An 18791-nucleotide genomic window follows, 5' to 3' on the forward strand; every position below is an offset into this window, starting at 1 on the left:
CAAAGGAATTTTGGGAAACCAAAGTAAATAATCCAGTATTAATGGATAACATTGTTTAATTAAAAGGAGCATTATCAAATGCAAGCAAATACATATTTAAAATACGGTTCAATCAAAGGCGAAACTACTGCTGAGTCTTTCAAAGATTTAATTACAGTTTTATCACTTGATTGGAACGTAAGCCGTGAAATTAGCTCAGCCACTGGTACAGCGATGGATCGTGAATCTAGCTCTACTCGTTTAGGCGATGTAACAATTACTAAACTTCAAGATAAAGCGTCTCCTGACCTTTTCAAAGAAGCAACTATTGGTAAAGGTTTACCAGCTATTTTCCATATCACTAAACAAGGTGATAAAGTTGAAGAAATCATGAAAATCGAACTAACAGATGCAATGATTTCTAGCTATTCAGTATCAGTACAGAACGATCGTCCAATTGAAACAATCACTATCAGCTACACTGAAATGATGATGACTGTTACACCGACAGACGACAAAAATAACATTACTGCGCCACTTGTATATGGTTACAGCGGTGTTAAAGGTCAACAAATGTAATATTTGTTGTCTAATAATGGCTCTGGGCTTTGCTCAGAGCTTTTTTTGATCTCTAGGATGGGAAAAGCAAGGAATGCAAAAAGCAACACAAGATAAAAACGTAATTCAAATTAGCACCCCTGCTGGTAAAGACGCCCTCTATTTAACTCGTTTTGTCGCCCAAGAGGCAATGTCTGACTTATTTGTTATGTCAGCTAATATGTATACGATTGGCAAGCAAATAGCACATGAAGACTTAGTTGGTAAGCCTGTTTCTATAAAAGTAAAAAATGCTGAGGGTGGCGGCGAACGTTATTACCATGGCATAGTCAGTCATCTTGTTTCAAATGGCAGCCGTACAGCGGATGTCGATGAACAAAAAAATTATATTGACTATCAAGCGACAATAGTTCCTTTTGCGGCGTCAATGCGCAACCGTAAAAATAGTCGTATTTTTCAAAAGAAAACAATTAAAGATATTTTTGCAGATTTGTTTGGCCAACACGGTGTTGCCTTTTCAGACAAAACAAGCAAAACCTACCCTAAATACGAATATTGTGTTCAATATCAAGAATCAGATTTTGATTTTATACAACGCTTACTTCAACACGAGGGCATTTTTTACTTCTTTGAACACTCAAACAGCAATCATACACTTGTATTAGCTGACGATGTTACAGCCTACGAAGTGTGTGGAGAGGCAAAGGTAGTTTATTCAACCGGACACCTTAGCGAGTCGCATGTATCACGCTGGCAAGGTGGTTTAAGCATTGCCCCTGGTAGCTTTAAACGTGTTGGGTACGATTTTAAGCAACCCTCAAGATACCCTGATGGAGAGCAAGCAAATCCTGAGTTGCCAACACAATCGGTATCAGAAATATTCGAATATACAGGTGAGTCTGAATGTCACCCTCGTGCAGCAAGTATGGCATCGGTACAGTTAGAGTCATTGCAAAGAGACATGAAATTATCAAGCGGTAAAAGTGATTGTCGTTCTTTTACCGTGGGTAAATTATTTGGTTTTAAAAAACATGAAGATCCTAGATTAGAAGGTAAAACCTTTGTTATAACGTCAATGATGACGTCAATAACGGTGCCTAATCAATCAGGTGGTCAGCAAAGCGCGGCAGACGAGGTTTACTCAAATCACTTTGAATGTGTACCAAAAGAAATACCATACAGAGCACAAATTAATAAAAAGAAGCCTGTAATCAATGGTGTGCAAACGGCAATAGTGACTGGCGACAGTGCTGACGAAATAATGATTGATCAATTTGGTCGCGTTAAAGTGCAGTTTGACTGGGACCGAGAAGGCAAAAAAGATTCGAAAAGTTCATGTTGGATACGTGTTGCTCAAAATTGGGCTGGTAAAAAGTGGGGCGCCTTTTTCTTTCCTCGTGTAGGGCAAGAAGTACTTGTTGATTTTATAAATGGTGACCCAGATCAACCTATTATTAGCGGCGCAATTTATAACGCTGATTTAATGCCTCCGTATGCATTACCCGCTGAAAAAACACAAAGTGGGATTAAAACACGATCAACAAAAGAAGGTGGCGCTGATAACTTCAATGAGCTGCGTTTTGAAGATAAAAAAGGCAGTGAGCTTTTATACATACAAGCTGAAAAAGATAAACAACTATATGTTAAAAACGATCAAAATGATAAAACCGATAACGACCATAATGTTGAAATTGGTAACGATCGAAAAGTAGATATAGCTAACAATGACAGCTTAAAAGTAGCTAAAAACCATATTGCTGATATAGGTGAGAATGATACTTTAAAAGTAGGAAAAAAATTAAATATCGAAGCCGGTGATGAAATTATTATTAAAACAGGATCTGCTCAGATTAAAATGAGTAGCAGTGGTAATATAACTATTGAAGGCACTAATATAAATATTAAAGGTAGTAATATAAAAGTGGATGGCAGTGCCATTACTTTATCTGCCGGTTTAATTAAATTAAATTAATGCAATTATGGAAATAATAAATAGTTTTCAAACAGGTTTGAGAAATGGCATTAATAACAATGGGCATGTTGTATATTGTCGTTATGGGTTGCCTCATTTGATTTGTTTACCAGTTAATAGGCCTGATGATCCATTGCTAAATCCTGCATTAAGTCATTTAAAGGCAATGGATGGCTACTATGCACAACAGTTTTTTGTATACTTGCATACCTCGTTAAATAGTGAGGATGTTGTATCAGGGTTATATCAGTATGTAATGCAAAGCCCTGTGGCGCTTTCGGATTATACTAAAAGTGAACTAATTGATGAATTATCTCGCTTAGTTGCACACAATAAATTATTAATTATTCCTTTATACGAATAATAGAATTACTTAAAAATCAGTAATAAGACAAGGAGTCTAAATGGGTAAGCCAGCAGCTACAATTGGTCATATGCATGTGTGTCCTAAAACTACCGGCACAGTTCCGCATGTTGGTGGTCCTGTTGTTCTAGGCTCTAGCAATGTATTAATTGGAAGTATGCCCGCAGCTCGCAAAGGCGACATGATGGTATGTATTGGTCCACCCGATAGCATTAAGTCAGGATCTGGCTCAGTTAAAATTAATGGAAAACCAGCCGCAAGAATGGGTGATGATAGCTCCCATGGTGGAAAAATTGTTGTTGGTAATCCGACTGTATTAATAGGTGGCTAACGTTGCTATCTAATTACTTAAGTAACTATGAAGCTCAATTGCTGGTAATTAGTAATGCGCAGCTTTGCCCGTTTACTTCTGTAGGGCATGTTAAAACACTCAAAAAAAGGCTACTAGAGTTATGTTGGTTAAATGCTAAACGTAATAACTTAAGCCAAGTATTTGTTAAGCCAAATTTAGAGCAGCTAATTGCATTTCAGGAAAGTGGACAGACCCATAATTCTATTTCTCAAGCTTGTATAGAAATAATGGCAAACCTTCCTCAAACCGTAAATATTAAGTTTATCAACTGTGTGCTTAACGAGCCTGAGTTACACGCGGTTGCAAAGTTAATTATACGTAAAGTTTTATTACAGCAACACAGCCTCAACCTTGTGCCTTTAATTGATATAAGCACTTTGTTTTTAGCTTATAGCACTGAGGATAAAATTTCAGACCAAGCTTTGAGCGCAATTGAAGAGATTTTATTCGTCACAAGTAAATCGAATACCAAAGAACTAATAAATATTTTTGATAATTTAACCAAAAATGGACTTGTTAACTCACCGTTAATGTCTCTTTTTTTACTATCGCTAAGTCTTGAACAAGTTAATGTTGTTAGTAACTATGCAAGCAACATTGTATCTGTTGATCATACTTTGCAAGTATTACTACAAAGTGGTTTTGTAAAGCTTATCCCGCTTGCTAATACTGTGCTGCATCAAGTAAAAAAGCCAGAGCAAATAGTTGCCTTGATTAAACGTATTCTTGGTGAAAAATTAGATGTACTCGTAAACTTTGAAACACAAATGCAAGCGAGAAATGGTAATGAACAAGCCTGTTTAGATTTTCAGCGGCAGTTACAGGCTAACTGGCCAAGCTATGAAAGCCAGATGTCTTCGCTGAGGTTACTTGCAGGCAGAACATTAAATGAGCCATTAAATGCGATAGAGATGTCAGCAATGGATTGTCAAAGCCAAGCGGTATTTAATCTATATACTTATTATCAGTCTGTTGCCGCTAGAAAAGAAAACTCAGGAACATTGTTATGAGTGCTTTTAGTGTATCAATAGATTATTTATCAATGCCTGCGACGACAAGTGTAGATGAATTACTATATGGTGATGTGACTGCCGCCCTAGAAGGGAAAAAATGGCAGTCGTGGGATGTATGTATTTACGATTGCATCGTAAAATCGAAAGAGCTAATTAATAAAGTAGAAGACTTTAATACGCCGCTTGTTTGGCTTTTGCCTGCATTATCTTATCAAAGTGAGCTTAAGCAATTACTTGAAAGCAGTTTAAAGCAGTTATACCCAGATCATGTTGAACACTTATTATTTTATGGTGTAACGAGTGCACATGTCGCAGTTGCTTTAACTAAAAAAAATCATTGGAAAAAAGTAAATATAATTGCGCTTGATGCAACTTTTAAAGCTGATGCATCAGGGCAATACAGCTACCAAGGTGTTGGCGGAGTATTTGCAACACTTGAGGCAAAAAAAATTGGGTGGTCGCAAGTAAACTACGAAATAACACCCTCGATTGATTTTGTTAAACATAATCAATTAAACGGTATGTTTACTCGAGTGGCTGAGCAAGCTCAGCAGTCTATTGATATTATTTTTGCGCCAGGAAATGGCATTAACCACGACAGTGAAGTGTGGTTAAACGATTTACAGCTGCTCAGTGCGTTAATTAATGAGCAGACACATTATGAGCTGCCTAATTATAAGTTAGGCCAAATTGGTGCGCTGGAAGGCGTTGTTAATTTATATCAATTAGCAACGAGTCCCGTTATTGAAAATCATTGCAAACACGCTCTTATGATTTCGCAAGAACAAGCAAAGCACCAAGCAGTAGCATCATACTTATGGATAAGTGAGGAAGCACACAACTAATGCAAAGTAATACAGTTGTTTTACAAGGAAAAAGTTACCCTATTTGCCTCGTTGCTGGTAAAGGTCAAACGCCATCTGGTTATGCACCTGTAGTAGCTAACACGCCTGAAAGTGCTAAAAAGCAAATTGCTCAAGTTGGCAGTACATTAACAAGCGATGCAACTAAACGTCTCGACGTAATTAACTTGCTCAACACTGCCGGTGTGAAATGTCCTCGTAGTGCCACAGCACGTGAAACTGCCAGTGTACTTTCGCAAGCGTTAGTTGCAGGTACTGTGAGTTGCTATCACCAAAAAGCAAAGTCGGCTATTCAAGTCAGCGATAATACAAATGCTGGCTCAGCAGGTAAAAAATCAGCTAAAAAGGGCGAGTCACCCGCGTCAGGAAAAAGTGCCGCGCAAGCACCGGTAACAAATACGGGGGGGGCAAGCGATTCGACGCCAAGTGAAACACCCATTACTGAGCAAGAATGCCGTTCAGATCCGGTTTCAATGCTATCGGGTGAAGAAATACTGCCGCTAATTGATTTTACTTTAGCAGGCAGTCGCCAATTAGTGTGGCGACGTTTGTATCGCTCATCTCATGCTGATGTGTGCACAACAATGGGAAATGGTTGGCGCCACGATTTTATGGCAAGCCTTACTGAGCATTACCTGCCGCCACCAAAAGTAGGCCCTAAGCAAAAAGGGACTTACTGGTTAGAGTACCAAGATGAGCACGGCGCTAAACACCGCTTTGAAAAAGTAAAGCCTGGGCAATCGAGCTATCAGTTAAGTAGTAACCTTGCGCTACATTACCAAACAAATGGTAAGCAAGTACTTGTAACACCAGATGACCAACACTTGACCTTTAAAGCCGGTGAAAATTCATGGTTACTTGAAAAAATAATCAATGAAAAAGGCCAAAGTATTGGTTTTTATTACGATGCTAAAGAGCGCATAAATCGTATAGAAGTAAATAAAGCACGTGGCTGTATTATTAGTTACAACCAACAGGGTTTACTAAGTAAAATTGCGGCTTACCACACAGATAAAAATAATAAACAGCAGCTTATATACCCTGTACTTGCAAGCTATGAATATGACGAAAACAACAACCTTATTCAAGCAACTAATCAGCAAAACGAAACTGAGCGTTACGCCTACAACGCCGCTAATTTATTAACAAAGCGTACCCGAGCCAGTGGCTTTAGCCACCATTTTGAGTGGGATAGCTACTCACCCAGCGCTAAATGTATAAAACAGTGGGGCGATAACAACACCTATACTTACCAGTTTGAATATAACTTAGAGGCTGGTGAAACAACCTGTATAGACTCTCGCGGCCACAAAGAGCACTTTGTACATAACGCACAAGGTAAACTGGTAAAGCATACCGATCCTAACGGCAATGTTTGGCAATATACATACAATGCGCAAGGGCAAAAGCTCAGTGAAATAAAGCCCGACAGCAGCACAACGCGCTATAGCTACACACCTTTCGGCCAATTAGAAACAATAACGCAGCCAGATGGTAGCCAAACCCAATTTGCCTACAACCAACTTGGGCAACGTGTATTAACTACCCTATCTGATGGCCAAACCATTACGCGTAAATACAGTGTGGCTGGCTTATTACAAAGCGAAACCTTTGGTGATGGCCGCACCACATTATACAGCTACGATAAGCTCGGCCAGTTAACTCAGCATATAAATAAAAATGGCCAAATCACCAAGTTTATTTGGAACGAACAAGGTGAGCTATTAGCAAAACACCTTAACGATGAGCTAATACGTTACAGTTACGACAATTTAGGTCGCGTAAATGCCACACTTAATAACGCAGGTTTACTCACTCAATATAAGTACAATGAGCACGGCCAGCTTACACAAACCATTGCCTTTGATGAAAAAGAGCCTGAAAATAAACAGCATCAATATTTTAGTTACGACGAAGCAGGGCGGTTAATTAGCTCGCAAAACAGCAAAGGCGACACCACAGAGCAACACTTTGAAGGGCTAAGCCAACCGCATTGTGTTATTCAGCCCGATGGCAGCGCACTGCATTTAACGTACGACAAAGAGCGAAACTTAACAGCCATCGAGCGAAGCGACGGCCACGTATACCGCATAAGTTACGACGCGAACGAAAACCCAACACAAATAACCGGGTTTGATGGCACGCTACAGCAATATAAATACGATGCCTGTAACCGCTTAGCCTCTGTAACGCAAAGCAACAAACGCCACGTAAAAATAGAGCGCGACAGCCTAGGCCGTGTAACTGCGCAGCATGCAAGCCTTGCCAGTGACTCACATATCGTTAATAACGCCAATTATTACAGCTACACAAAGCAAGGTAAAATAGCGCGTGCACATAATGCGCAATCAACTTTAAAGCAGCAGTTTGATAAAGGCGGGCGGTTACTGCGTGCTGAGCAAGTACATAACCAGCAACAAGCGCATACCTTACAATACAGCTACGATGACTACGGCAGAAGGCAATCACTGACCTTGCCAGATTCAACCACGCTTAAATACAGCTACAACCAGTTTGGCCAGCTAAGCGGTATTAACTTACTGCAAACCAACAGCAAAGAGGTTGAACTTGCACAGCCGCTCGTAACATTAAGCTACGACAGCCAAGGTAATATTAAAACCCAGCAGTTTGGTAACAACATTACGCTTACTCAACGGTTTGATGTATTTAACCGTTTAACGCAGCAACAGCTTACACACCCAGCGCAAGTATTATTTGATACCTGTACATATAATTATGACAGCGTAAACCAGCTGATTGCCCGTAAAAACGAAGGTGTAAGCAGCAAAAATATCAATTTTGAATACAACAGCCTCGGCCAGTTAATACAACAAACACTGTCAAGCTCACGTGCTGATACAACCACACACTACCAGTGGGATAGCTTTGGTAACCCGCAAAGCCAAACAGTTCAATCAAACACAAACGATGCAGACAGTAATGAGCAAAATACTACAAATACAGATGCTAGCACATCTATTGATTTAACACGCGCCAACCATAGCGAATACAGCGATTTAGCGCCAAATAGTAGTAAAAATAATAGTAAAAATAGTAGCAACGCTGACTCTGTAGTAAACAATGAAAGCACTAGCAACACCACAATAAACAGTGCCACCGACGCCGACCGCCTAACACACTTTGGCGACAGCGACTTTTACTACGACGAATTTGGTAACCAAATACGCGAAACCGGCAAAGGCATAAAAACCCGCCGCGAATACAACGCGTTTAACCAGTTAAGCTGTTTTAACAACAACGGCACGCTCACCCAATACGACTACGACCCACTAGGTCGTCGTATCGCCAAGCACACCGAGCACGGTAAAATTGACTACATTTGGGATAACGACCAGTTAATCGGCGAATGCCAACACGGTGAATATACCTGGTATATCAACCTACCAAATCAATTTCACCCAGTAGCACTAATTAAAAAAGGTGAGGTGTACTACTACCACCTAGACCAACTGAATACCCCACGTTTTGTTACCAATAACAAAGCAGAAGTCGTGTGGGAAAACCAAGCCGATGTGTATGGCTATGAGGAGCCAGAAGCAGAGTCTGACTTTAATAAAGAAAGCAGCTTCACGCAGCCAATACGCTTTCAGGGGCAATATTTAGATGAGGAGAGCGGCTTACATTACAACCGCTACCGCTACTACAGCCCTAAACAACAAAGATTTATAAACCAAGATCCGATTGGCTTAGTGGGTGGCATAAACCACTATCAATATGCGCCTAACCCGGTTAATTGGGTGGATCCGTTTGGGTTGAGTTGTAAAGACGGTCAGAAGAAAAATGTATTTGCAGGACACGGTTCGATAGATGTTACAAAGCCTGCGACCGTTCCGATGGGAACTAGCTTAACCGTTTATTCATGGGATGGTGCAACTATTACCGATGATTTGGGCAGCAAAATTGAAGATGGTAGTGTTTCAAGTGGTGTTTTCAAAAAAGTATACACTGAAGGTGATGTAATCCCAGGGTATATGCTGCATCCAAATTGTGGAAGTTTGAATATATCATCTAATTCAATTCAGGTTACTGAAAGTAAGCATATATCTGAACTGCTCGCTGAGAATATGGGTGAATACCACTGGGCTGCTTGTACTTACATTGATGGGCATGAAAATTCGAATGTTATTCATGATGAAGAAGGCATATTTAAAGAAGAGTCAGGACAGTATTCACAGTTGAATGGTGATAAATGGGATGCATTAACTGAAGAAGGCGATGCAGAAAAAAGGAACTTTAATGAGCGTTCAGGGACAGAAAGCATAAGTGATTTAGAACGCACTAATATTGATATGAATATCAATGCATCAAAAGCGGTTGCTAATATAACTGCTCCTATAGACTTTGATGGGCATATTTTAAATGCTGAAGTTAAGCGTAAAGGGTCAAGAATTCAAGTCGTGGGTGGACATTCGGTTTGCAATGGGAGTATTCGAGTAATATCAGGGACTAAGTCAGTTCCAAATGAACATGGTGTATATAAAGCAGAAATAGAAGTACTTGACCCTTCTAATGAAGGTCAATATCTAGCTAAAACAAATGGTGGGGGGGTATCTACAATGTTTCCAGATTCATGGACTGCTGATAGGATCAAAGTAGAAGTTGATATTGCTTATAAAAATAAAGTTATCGATGGTGAAATGTGGACAGGAACAACGCCCAGCGGAATTAAAGTAAAAGGGTGGTTAGAACCAAAAACTACTGTTTATCCATTATATTAAGGTTTAATTATGAAAATAAGTTTTTCTTGGAAAAAAGACGTTGATTCTATTTATCCAGTTTGCTCTTCAATCACAGAAAATAACGATGGTAAAAGTATCCTATCTAGTCTTCTCATGGATGACGGTGGATTACCATACAATGATACTATTGCTTGGGTTGATGAAGGTATAAAAAGAATAAACTCTGTTTTAACTAGTGAATTTGCTGTTCTTGACTGGGATCGCGAAAGATGGGGATCTGAATTTACTATTGAGAACGCACAAGTTTATGCTTTACTTGATGATAGCTACTTTCAAATTTTAACTACGCAACAGCTGAAAAAGGCCCTTCTTGAATGGAAGTTATTTTTAGAATCGACCCCAAATTTACAAAATATAATTGAAGTAGATTTATAGTGTTGAGGTTTGGTAATTAAAATAATCAGGAGATATTTTACCTTTTTCATAGAAACTATTACATTTTTATAAGAAAAGAATTTTTCAACTAGAAAGATAGCATTCCCTTTATTGGATTACTTATTTATAAGTTTTATTCAAAATGTAGTGGCATTGTACTGGTGAAATAATACCGTTTAGATTTTCAAATGAGGTATGGAATATGATTTCACGTAAGCCAAATGATCGTAAAATCAATTTAGATTTAATGAGTAATGAGTTTAAATCAAATTCAGAGAAAGACGCTTTTTTGAAATGGTTTTTGGATGCTCTAGGTAAGACAGAGGTAATTAATAAAAGGCGCCATATAGCAATTTGCCCTATATGTAATGAAAAAAATTTTTTATTACATGAGGAAAATAAAGTCATATCCAAGTATGAGTACAGAATACCCAATGGAGAAATAAATTTTATTGTGGACTCATCTATTCAGCATCTAGTTTCGGTACATTCCTTAGTGCCGGATCGGTCGCTGATTGCAGCCCTAGAAAATTTGTATTGCAAGTCACCTGAAAATTAGCTGTTCATTATGGTATGTATAAATATCACAAATTTAACACTTCAAGACGTTGTTTCATCTACGCTAAAAAACAACCCCAGCAAGCAATTTAAAGAAAGGTGGGGTGACGAGTATTTAAGTCGCGCAATGAAATTATGGGGCGGAGTTAAGGAGTGTTATTTAAAAAGAAAAATAATTAAGACACCCACTTTAATTAATGGGTGTTAATTTACTACTAACACGCTGCACTTAAGCAACATAATACTAAAGAAAAGGACTCTTCGATGCCAGCAATGAAATTAATCCAATCCGTAGGGATTGTCGACGCAAATAAGCCAGACGATGTAAAAGCAGTACAAACTGCTTTAAATTCACTTCTTTCCCTTATAGCACCTACTAGAAAACTTACTGTAGACGGTCGTTTAGGCTCACGTCCTGAGAACTCTAAAACCGTAGCGGCTATTAAGTTGTTTCAAAGCAAAGTGGTAAATATGGTACGTCCAGATGGAAAAATAGATCCAAATGGGCGCACTCATAAAAAAATTAATGAAAAGCTAGCGAGTGCTGCAGCGGTTGCGGTTATATCAATATCTGGCAATTTAAAAACGAAACTAAAACAAAGTATGGTGAAATATGAAGGTAATGTTCCTCATATGTATTTAGATACAAAAGGCTATGTAACCGTTGGCGTAGGTCATTTATTAAAAGATGTTGAAGCTGCAAAAAAAGTTCCTTTCACCGTTCGAGATACGGGAATTATTGCATCAACGAAGCAAATTGAAGATGAATTTAAACTAATTAAATCAAGACCGTTTGGTAAGGATGAAGGCTTTGGTCGTTTCAAACCTTTTACTAAGTTAATAATTACTGAAGCTGTAGCAAACGCTCAAATTGATCAGCATATTAAAACGTTTGAAAGTGAGCTTAAACGTATATATGGCGCATCTGAATTTTCAAGTTACCCAGATGATGTTAAGTTAGCTCTGTTTGATTTAATATTTAATTTAGGGATGACAAAACTTAAAGACACTTTCCCTAATTTTAACAAGCATATGAAAGTCCATGATTTTAAAAAGGCGGCTATTGAATCAAATAGAAAAGATGTATCGGCTGAGCGCAATACTTATGTCCGCAATTTACTGGTGAATGCAAAATGATAAAGAAATTAATTTTACTTGCATGTATTAGTATCTCAAGTACAGCATGTGCAGAAATAGACAAAAACAAAATAACTCCGACATATAGCTCGGAAAATAAAACCAATAGATACTTTACAGAGGCTATAGCATTAGAGCAGCAGGAACAGGTTAAGACTCTAATTTATAAAAAGTGGTATTTTGAAGAAAGTCTTCTTAAAAACGGTAACCCTAATAAAGTAGTTACTAGCTGTAATACTTTATTTAATGCTTTGGATGAAGGTTTTAACGCATTTAGTTATCGAGAGCAGGGCGTTATAAAAGCTATGAATAAAGTGTGTTTAATATGGTCACATATGGGGGAGTTAAACGCTTCTGATGCTAGTTTTTTGACTGACTTTGAACATGGATCAGCACTACCAAAACAAATGCCTCCAGAGCTCGCTTTAATTATTTCAAATGACGATGAGCGCCGCTTAGCAAGTGCAAGTAGCTGGGAAGAAATGAGCCGTGTTAAAGAAGTGCAGTCATTAAATAAGGACCAAGCTATTTATTACGACAACAGCGGCGGTATTCAAAAGCTAACTGTTATGGCTAAAGGCGATTATAACAACGACGGCATAGAAGATATGGTGTTGTATATGGATAATAGTGTTGAAGAGGGGAGTTACGGCTCTACTTATGGTTATGTGGTAACACGGCTAGCCGCTGATGCGCCATATACGCTAATTAAGCAGTTCTAATTACGTCAAGTTTAAAGTAAATAAGCGATCAGCAGCTAAATAAAATATCCACTTTAAATCGAGGGTGTTTTATTTAATTGCCGCTTTAAATGATTGAAACGAAAAATAACACAAACCTCATTGCAAATAACAAATTACAGTGACCCCATCATGTATTGGTATTGGTATTGGTATTGGTATTGGTATTGGTATTTGTTGTTAAGCTTACTTTTCAGGGCTTGAGTAAACTTTGATCTAGCTTCACTGCTCGTAGTTAGAAGACATTTAAATATAGAGTATGGATTTAATTAATCGACTAAGTTTTAAAAAAAAAGGATAGGTAATGAATAAAATAAACACGGATGTAAATTATAAAACAATGGCTGGTAATGCGCGCTTAGTGATGCTTGGTGAATCAAGCCATAGCACTGCTGGATACAAATATGAGGCTATAAAGGCTATTAAGCAGTTAAAATCAGCCGGTTTTACACATTTTGCTATGGAAATGCTCCCGCGTTCAATGCAGGAGAAAATAGAGTTTTATCAAAGAACAGGCAAGGGCTTTGATACCATACAGCAGTTTTTTGATAAGTATTGGACCCATGGTTATTTAACACCATATGCGTATGGTGAACTTGTAAAGGCTTCACGTGATTTTGGATTAAAAATTGTAGCGTTAGATGTTTATATTGAAACTATGGAGGTAATGGATAGTGTATGTCCACCAGCTAAAGCTCTTACTGGAAAATGTTTTGATGCACATACATTTAGAAACGCTCTTTGGGCTTATAATTTAGCTAGAATCCTTAAGAGTTCTAAGCAAAATAAGGTTGTTGCTTTTATGAGTCGATGGCACGCGGTTAAGAATTTAAAGTACCAAATAGGAGTTGATTCATTAATTAAAGAACATGGTATTCAAAATGTTCGCTTTATAGATTTTATTGGTGGTTTATCTTGTTACAGTGATAGGCGCTGTGAGGGCGTGTCTAGCCAAAAGGAGGCCTTAAAAGATAAATATTTTTACAAAGATGGCTTCCCATATGAAAATACAGTTAAATCTTTCCAAGTACACTTACCCGAAAAACGTATAAATAGTGATGGGTCTTTCCAATGGTAAAAGGATTAACTTCGTTTGTGTTCGCATTATCTTTATTGAGTTTTGTAGATGCTAACGCATCTATGTTTCCAGATATAGATATTAATGATTCAAGTTTGACATCAGATACGGCTGCAAAGCAATGTGCAAAAAGTTTTATGCATGCCCCACATAAATTATTACTTTGGTGTGAAAAAGCTTATGTAATGGGTCACTGGGAGTCCTTGTATTATATTAGTATGTATACTGGGGATGGTTCTCGTTATTTAGATGAATTAAATACGCGAATGAATCAAGGTGACGCTAATGCTATAAATACATTAGCTTGGCTATACCAAAGTGGTCGCTTTGTTAATAAAGATATAAGAGAAGCAGCACGCTTATATGAACTTTACTTGTCCCAAGAGAGCAACCAAGTAATCTTTCTTAAATCTTCTACCCATTATGAATTGGCAACAATATATGAAAAACTGGGTATGTGGGAAAAAGTAATAACCCATACACAATATGTCATAGATAATGCCGACAGAGAGGGCCGCATAGCAGTTGCAAAAGACTTACAAAAGCAAGCCAGAAAAAAAATTAAACTTTAAATATATTCACCTAAATATTAAAGCGTTATAGAAGTTATATGGAACAACAATAACAAATCACAGTGATACCCGTCCTAATTTTGGCGGGGGTTATAAATGCTATAAAAGTTTCATCATATATTGGTATTGGCTATTAAGTTTACTTTACAGGGCTCGGATAAACCTTGAACTAGCTTAACTGCTCGTAGTTAGCAGATATTTAAATATAGAGTATGAGTGTAATTAACCGACTAAGTTTTAAAACATAAGGAAATACAGTGAATAAAATAAACATGGATGTAAATTACAGAACAATGGCCGGTAATGCTCGTTTGGTAATTATTGCAGAGTCAAGTCATAGCCCTGTCTCATATAAATATGAAGCTATAAAGGCTCTTAAACAACTCAAAGCTGCGGGCTTTACTCATTTTGCAATGGAAATGCTACCTGTAAAAATAAAAGAAAAAATAGATTTTTATCAGCGTACAGGCAAGGGGTTTGATGTAATCAAGCAACACTTTAAATCAAAATGGAATTGGACTAATGCTTCAAGTACAGGATATGGAGAGTTAGTAAAAGCGGCTAATTCTCTTGGAATGAAAATAATTCCTTTAGATATGCCTATTGAAATGATGGATGAAATTGATGGGCGTTGTAATTGGGAGCAAGCAGACACCGGTTCATGTACTGACTCTCATATTGAACGAAACCATATGTGGGCAGATATTTTAAGTAAAAGCTTAAAATTAGAAAAAGGCTCTCGAATTGTTACATTTATGCATAGGTATCATGCGTTTCATGCTGGCAACAAGCATATTGGAATTGACTCTATTATGCTAAATTTAAAAGTTAGTCGTATTAGTATCATAGAGTACATAGGTGGAGTTACCTGTAATGACAATGGAGTTTGTAAGGGGGAAGCTGATGCCGAAAAACCACTAAGAGAAACTTATTTTTACAGAAAAGGAACATATATACCTTCACTACTACCTTCTTATACAGTGCATATTCCTGAAAAAGCTATTTTAAGGAAATGATGATATGACCAAAATATTATTATTGTTGATTATAATGGCGCCTTCCATTTATGCCGCAGGTCCTCGGTGGGATAATTCTATAGATATAAATGACCCAGATTTAACTGTAACAACCGCCGCACAGCAGTGCCATAAAAGCTTAATTAACGCGCCTGAGTATCTTGAGGAGTGGTGTGAAAAAGCTTATTCAATGGGATACTGGAAGGCATTGATTACATTAAGCCTTCACACTGGAGATGGAACTCGATTATTAAAGGAAGCCAGAAAGCGGGTTGCGGCAAAAGAGATAGAAGCTTATTCAACGTTGGCTTGGTTATATGGAAGTGGCATGTTTGTGGGGCAAGATATTAATAATGCAATTTCCCTTCACAAAGAATTTTTAGCATTAGATGCAGAATTGCCAAATTCATTAGTTACATCGGCGCATTTTGAGTTAGCAAGTTTATATAAATCGCAGCATAATTGGCTTGCAGTAAAAGAGCATGCGCAATATGTTATTGAACACAGCGCTTTAGCTTATGACAAAGAGCAAGCTGTTAGTCTATTGCAGTTAGCAAAAGAGAAAGCTCAATTAAAAATGAATCATTAAATAAAAACTGAAATATAAAGGAGCTATTAACGCTTTAATTTAAAGCGCTATAGAAATTACATGGAACAACAAAAACAGAACACACTAACCAACCTCGTTTACGATATATACGAGACCCCCACTTTAATAGAAGAGCATCGACCGCTTATTCAGCCTTTACTTATTGATTTATTGGCTACAGCGCCAGATGGGTTTGAGGGTATGGCGACGATGATTAATACCCATATTTCAAACGGTTTTAAGTTTAAAAATCCTAAAATACAAAAGTTTGAACTTGAATCTGGGTTATTAAAACTTAAAACTTACTTTCAAAAAATAAACCGTTAACGACTTATTTTTTAACGTTGAGCACTTAAATCAATGGTTGTTATAGGTCGGTATATTCATTCATTAAACAGTATAAAAACATACTTTTAAATCAGAGTTAAATCTACGATTTTGCTCTGATGTATAGCGCAGTGCGGATAAAAAACAAACTGGTTGTTTTTTGTTCCAAATGCATGCAGTATAATTGTATTTTATTAGAGTTTTTAGTTTTAATAAGTTTGATTATCGCTTTTTATTTAAAATAAAAAGCACTTAAAGAGTGTAATTAAATAGAAATATATATTACGTAATGTATAGCTAAAACTTGGGAGATAGTTTGCTTTGTTATTATCACGTTTAAAGATTTTTTTACTGGTAGTAGTGTCTATTACCGTTATTTTTTTTACTACAACACAGGCTTTTGCAGATATGTTTGGCTTTTCAAAAAAGCAGGATTTTACTTTATCAGTTCCGATTAGTGGTCAACTGCTAAATGATGGTAAACCACTTGCGAATATTACCATATTTAAGTCATTCACTTTTGGTGATGAGTATTTAGATGAAACGACGTCAGACGAAAATGGTAATTTTTCTTTTCCTGAGCGAGTTATTAAAACCTCTAAGCCAGCGAATATGTTCGATAATGGGTCTCTAATTCAGCACATCTACATAAAAAAAGATAACTCGAAAGATATTGTTTTATGGTTTGTCAGAATTGGTCTACATAAGCAAAGTAAAACTTTGAATGAGTATTTAAATAATCTAGTGTGCGACATTGCAAAAGAGCCTCAAACTTACGATATACCGGTTGTTGAAGATAAAGAACACGTTTTTACAGTTTATACAGCCTGTAAAATTTAGTTTATAAACAATTTAAAAGGATTTAGCATGAATACATTAACACCTGCACAAGCGGTACAACTCGCGTTACTTGCTTATGATGCCAAAGACATCAAAAGTACGGATCTAATTAATAACTCTTTATCTCCAGCTTTACGTGGAAAGTTTGATTTTTCTGTAAGTCCTAGTTCAGTACAAGGTGTGTCAGGCGGCTTTATTTCGCACCTATTTGGATTAAGTTCTGGTTTTGGCCTAGTTGGTCACGGAACGGGGGCTTTTAAAGGGGAGTCTGTAATTGCTATTAGAGGGACCGATACAATACGTGATGGCTTAACTGATGCTCATTTTGGTTTAAGCGGTGGTTCAAACGGTAGTATGGTGCATGCGGGGTTTAATAAAACATTTTATACTATGAAGCCTAAGCTACAAGAGTTTGTCACTGCTAATATTAAGAATAAAATGACGGGTGGTGTTCATGTTGTTGGCCATAGTTTAGGTGGTGCTTTAGCTACGTTATCCGCTGATTGGATCAAAGCGGAATATTCATTACCAGTAAAGCTGTATACATTTGGCTCACCGCGAGTAGGGCTTGAAGGTTTTTCAAGGGCAGCGACATCGAGAATTGATAAAATTTACCGTTGTACCCATGGCGCTGATCCAGTTGCTAAAGTCCCTTTATGGCCATTCTCACATGCACCGTATAATGGGCAAGAAATCCGTTTAGATAATGGGCAAGGCCTTAAAGGTGCTGCTCATAAGTTGGACGGAACGCCTGGTTATATTAATACGGCAAACAGCAGTGATTGGAATAACTTAACCGTAAAAGCTAATCATTTTCTAAGCACACCAGTGCGTTTAAAGTTTGAAGATAGAAACCAAGCTTCATTTAATGCGCATTGGTCTGATAAATTAAGTGCGGCATTAATCACCTTGTTAAAAGATGCGGGCTATTACAGCGCTGTCGCTGCACAAGCAGCTATTGGAACCGGATTAACGTTTTACGATATGCTTGCTCGTACTATCGATAAAATAGCAAAGGCGTCTGCATCATTTGCAGTACAAACGCTAGGCTTATTAGGGCATATGTTAGTGTTTGCCGGTAAAGTTATTAATAAAGCTGTAGAGCTTACTTACAGCTTTATTAAATGGGTGTTTGATTCTACGTTAGGTGCTTTATACCGAGCTGCTAGAGATGGCTTAAATGGTTTAGGTTAAAAGAGATAATTTAGTTAACGCTGAAAATAGCTGCTCGAGATTGATTTATTATCCAGTGTTCAGGTTAGTTACTACTCTCTAGGCTTGTTTATCTTTTGGAGTTCAATTTACACCAGTATGTTTTATTTTTAGACAAGGCAGAGCCTATGCAATGTGGTTATTTCCCACAAATAGGTGATAAAGTAATATAAATGCCAAGCATGCGTTTCTCCTTGGGTTCGTCCTAGGGGTATTTGCTTACATAAATGCAGGTAAGGGCGTGAACAGGACGCGGAAACTTTGCTCTATTTTTACTTACTCTTCCATAGATGTAAGAATAAGTAACGCATGAGCAGTTACCGAGCTCACTCGGTTACAAGCCTCGCGGTGCGATTAAATAGCCCCAGTGGTTTAAAGCACTGACAAATAATTTCAAACGTTTTACCCTTGCTATACCAACCCGCAAAAATACTTAATCAATTTGAGGGATTAAATCTGATGCTAACTGCGTTAAAAATTTCTGTC

General features: G+C 37.6%; 18 protein-coding genes. All 18 read left to right on the top strand.

Translation table 11 applies throughout. The features are described from left to right. The first annotated feature begins 78 nt into the window (after window positions 1-78). Window positions 79-558, top strand: coding sequence for a type VI secretion system tube protein Hcp (locus NRL14_RS14245; RefSeq protein WP_007377086.1), 480 nt, complete (start codon window positions 79-81; stop codon window positions 556-558). A gap of 73 nt (window positions 559-631) precedes the next feature. Then, complete coding sequence (locus NRL14_RS14250) at window positions 632-2509, top strand: type VI secretion system Vgr family protein (protein WP_096794296.1); 1878 nt, start codon at window positions 632-634, stop codon at window positions 2507-2509. A gap of 7 nt (window positions 2510-2516) precedes the next feature. Beyond that, window positions 2517-2873, top strand: a complete 357-nt coding sequence (locus NRL14_RS14255; protein WP_007377084.1) for a hypothetical protein — start codon at window positions 2517-2519, stop codon at window positions 2871-2873. A 40-nt stretch (window positions 2874-2913) separates the two neighbouring features. Then, entirely contained in the window at window positions 2914-3204 is a 291-nt protein-coding gene (locus tag NRL14_RS14260; protein WP_007377083.1) for a PAAR domain-containing protein, read from the top strand. A 2-nt stretch (window positions 3205-3206) separates the two neighbouring features. Beyond that, entirely contained in the window at window positions 3207-4235 is a 1029-nt protein-coding gene (locus NRL14_RS14265; RefSeq protein ID WP_306724947.1) for a hypothetical protein, read from the top strand. Next, entirely contained in the window at window positions 4232-5083 is an 852-nt protein-coding gene (locus NRL14_RS14270; protein WP_306724948.1) for a hypothetical protein, read from the top strand. The genes NRL14_RS14265 and NRL14_RS14270 overlap by 4 nt, the downstream gene beginning before the upstream one ends. After that, window positions 5083-9840: an RHS repeat-associated core domain-containing protein gene (locus NRL14_RS14275; protein WP_306724949.1), complete on the top strand. Its 4758-nt coding sequence runs from the start codon at window positions 5083-5085 to the stop codon at window positions 9838-9840. Before NRL14_RS14270 ends, NRL14_RS14275 begins: the two co-directional genes overlap by 1 nt. Before the next feature lie 9 nt (window positions 9841-9849). After that, window positions 9850-10236 (top strand): hypothetical protein, encoded by a 387-nt coding sequence (locus NRL14_RS14280; protein WP_306724950.1) that lies wholly within the window; start codon window positions 9850-9852, stop codon window positions 10234-10236. A 202-nt stretch (window positions 10237-10438) separates the two neighbouring features. Further along, window positions 10439-10795 carry a hypothetical protein gene (locus tag NRL14_RS14285; RefSeq protein WP_096794304.1) on the top strand — a complete coding sequence of 119 codons (357 nt, stop codon included), beginning with the start codon at window positions 10439-10441 and terminating at the stop codon, window positions 10793-10795. A gap of 263 nt (window positions 10796-11058) precedes the next feature. Beyond that, window positions 11059-11931, top strand: a complete 873-nt coding sequence (locus NRL14_RS14290; RefSeq protein WP_306724951.1) for a hypothetical protein — start codon at window positions 11059-11061, stop codon at window positions 11929-11931. Next, complete coding sequence (locus NRL14_RS14295; protein WP_149605995.1) at window positions 11928-12653, top strand: hypothetical protein; 726 nt, start codon at window positions 11928-11930, stop codon at window positions 12651-12653. The genes NRL14_RS14290 and NRL14_RS14295 overlap by 4 nt, the downstream gene beginning before the upstream one ends. 322 nt (window positions 12654-12975) lie before the next feature. Further along, on the top strand, window positions 12976-13749 hold the full coding sequence (locus NRL14_RS14300) for a ChaN family lipoprotein (protein WP_007377077.1): 774 nt from the start codon (window positions 12976-12978) through the stop codon (window positions 13747-13749). After that, the gene (locus NRL14_RS14305) at window positions 13743-14321 is read left to right on the top strand and encodes a hypothetical protein (RefSeq protein WP_149605994.1); all 579 of its coding nucleotides are present in this window, start codon (window positions 13743-13745) and stop codon (window positions 14319-14321) included. Before NRL14_RS14300 ends, NRL14_RS14305 begins: the two co-directional genes overlap by 7 nt. 257 nt (window positions 14322-14578) lie before the next feature. Next, on the top strand, window positions 14579-15337 hold the full coding sequence (locus tag NRL14_RS14310) for a ChaN family lipoprotein (protein WP_306724952.1): 759 nt from the start codon (window positions 14579-14581) through the stop codon (window positions 15335-15337). Window positions 15338-15341: 4 nt separating this feature from the next. Next, window positions 15342-15926: a hypothetical protein gene (locus NRL14_RS14315; protein ID WP_007377074.1), complete on the top strand. Its 585-nt coding sequence runs from the start codon at window positions 15342-15344 to the stop codon at window positions 15924-15926. A gap of 60 nt (window positions 15927-15986) precedes the next feature. Continuing rightward, a complete protein-coding gene (locus tag NRL14_RS14320; protein WP_306724953.1) occupies window positions 15987-16253 on the top strand; it encodes a hypothetical protein in 267 nt (88 codons plus the stop codon). Window positions 16254-16574: 321 nt separating this feature from the next. Continuing rightward, the gene (locus tag NRL14_RS14325; protein ID WP_306724954.1) at window positions 16575-17093 is read left to right on the top strand and encodes a DUF6795 domain-containing protein; all 519 of its coding nucleotides are present in this window, start codon (window positions 16575-16577) and stop codon (window positions 17091-17093) included. Between the two features lie 27 nt (window positions 17094-17120). Further along, entirely contained in the window at window positions 17121-18287 is a 1167-nt protein-coding gene (locus tag NRL14_RS14330) for a lipase family protein (RefSeq protein WP_008134123.1), read from the top strand. The last annotated feature ends 504 nt before the right edge of the window (window positions 18288-18791 follow it).

The sequence above is a fragment of the Pseudoalteromonas sp. 20-92 genome, from assembly GCF_030847595.1.
Classification (GTDB): Bacteria; Pseudomonadota; Gammaproteobacteria; order Enterobacterales; family Alteromonadaceae; genus Pseudoalteromonas; species Pseudoalteromonas fuliginea.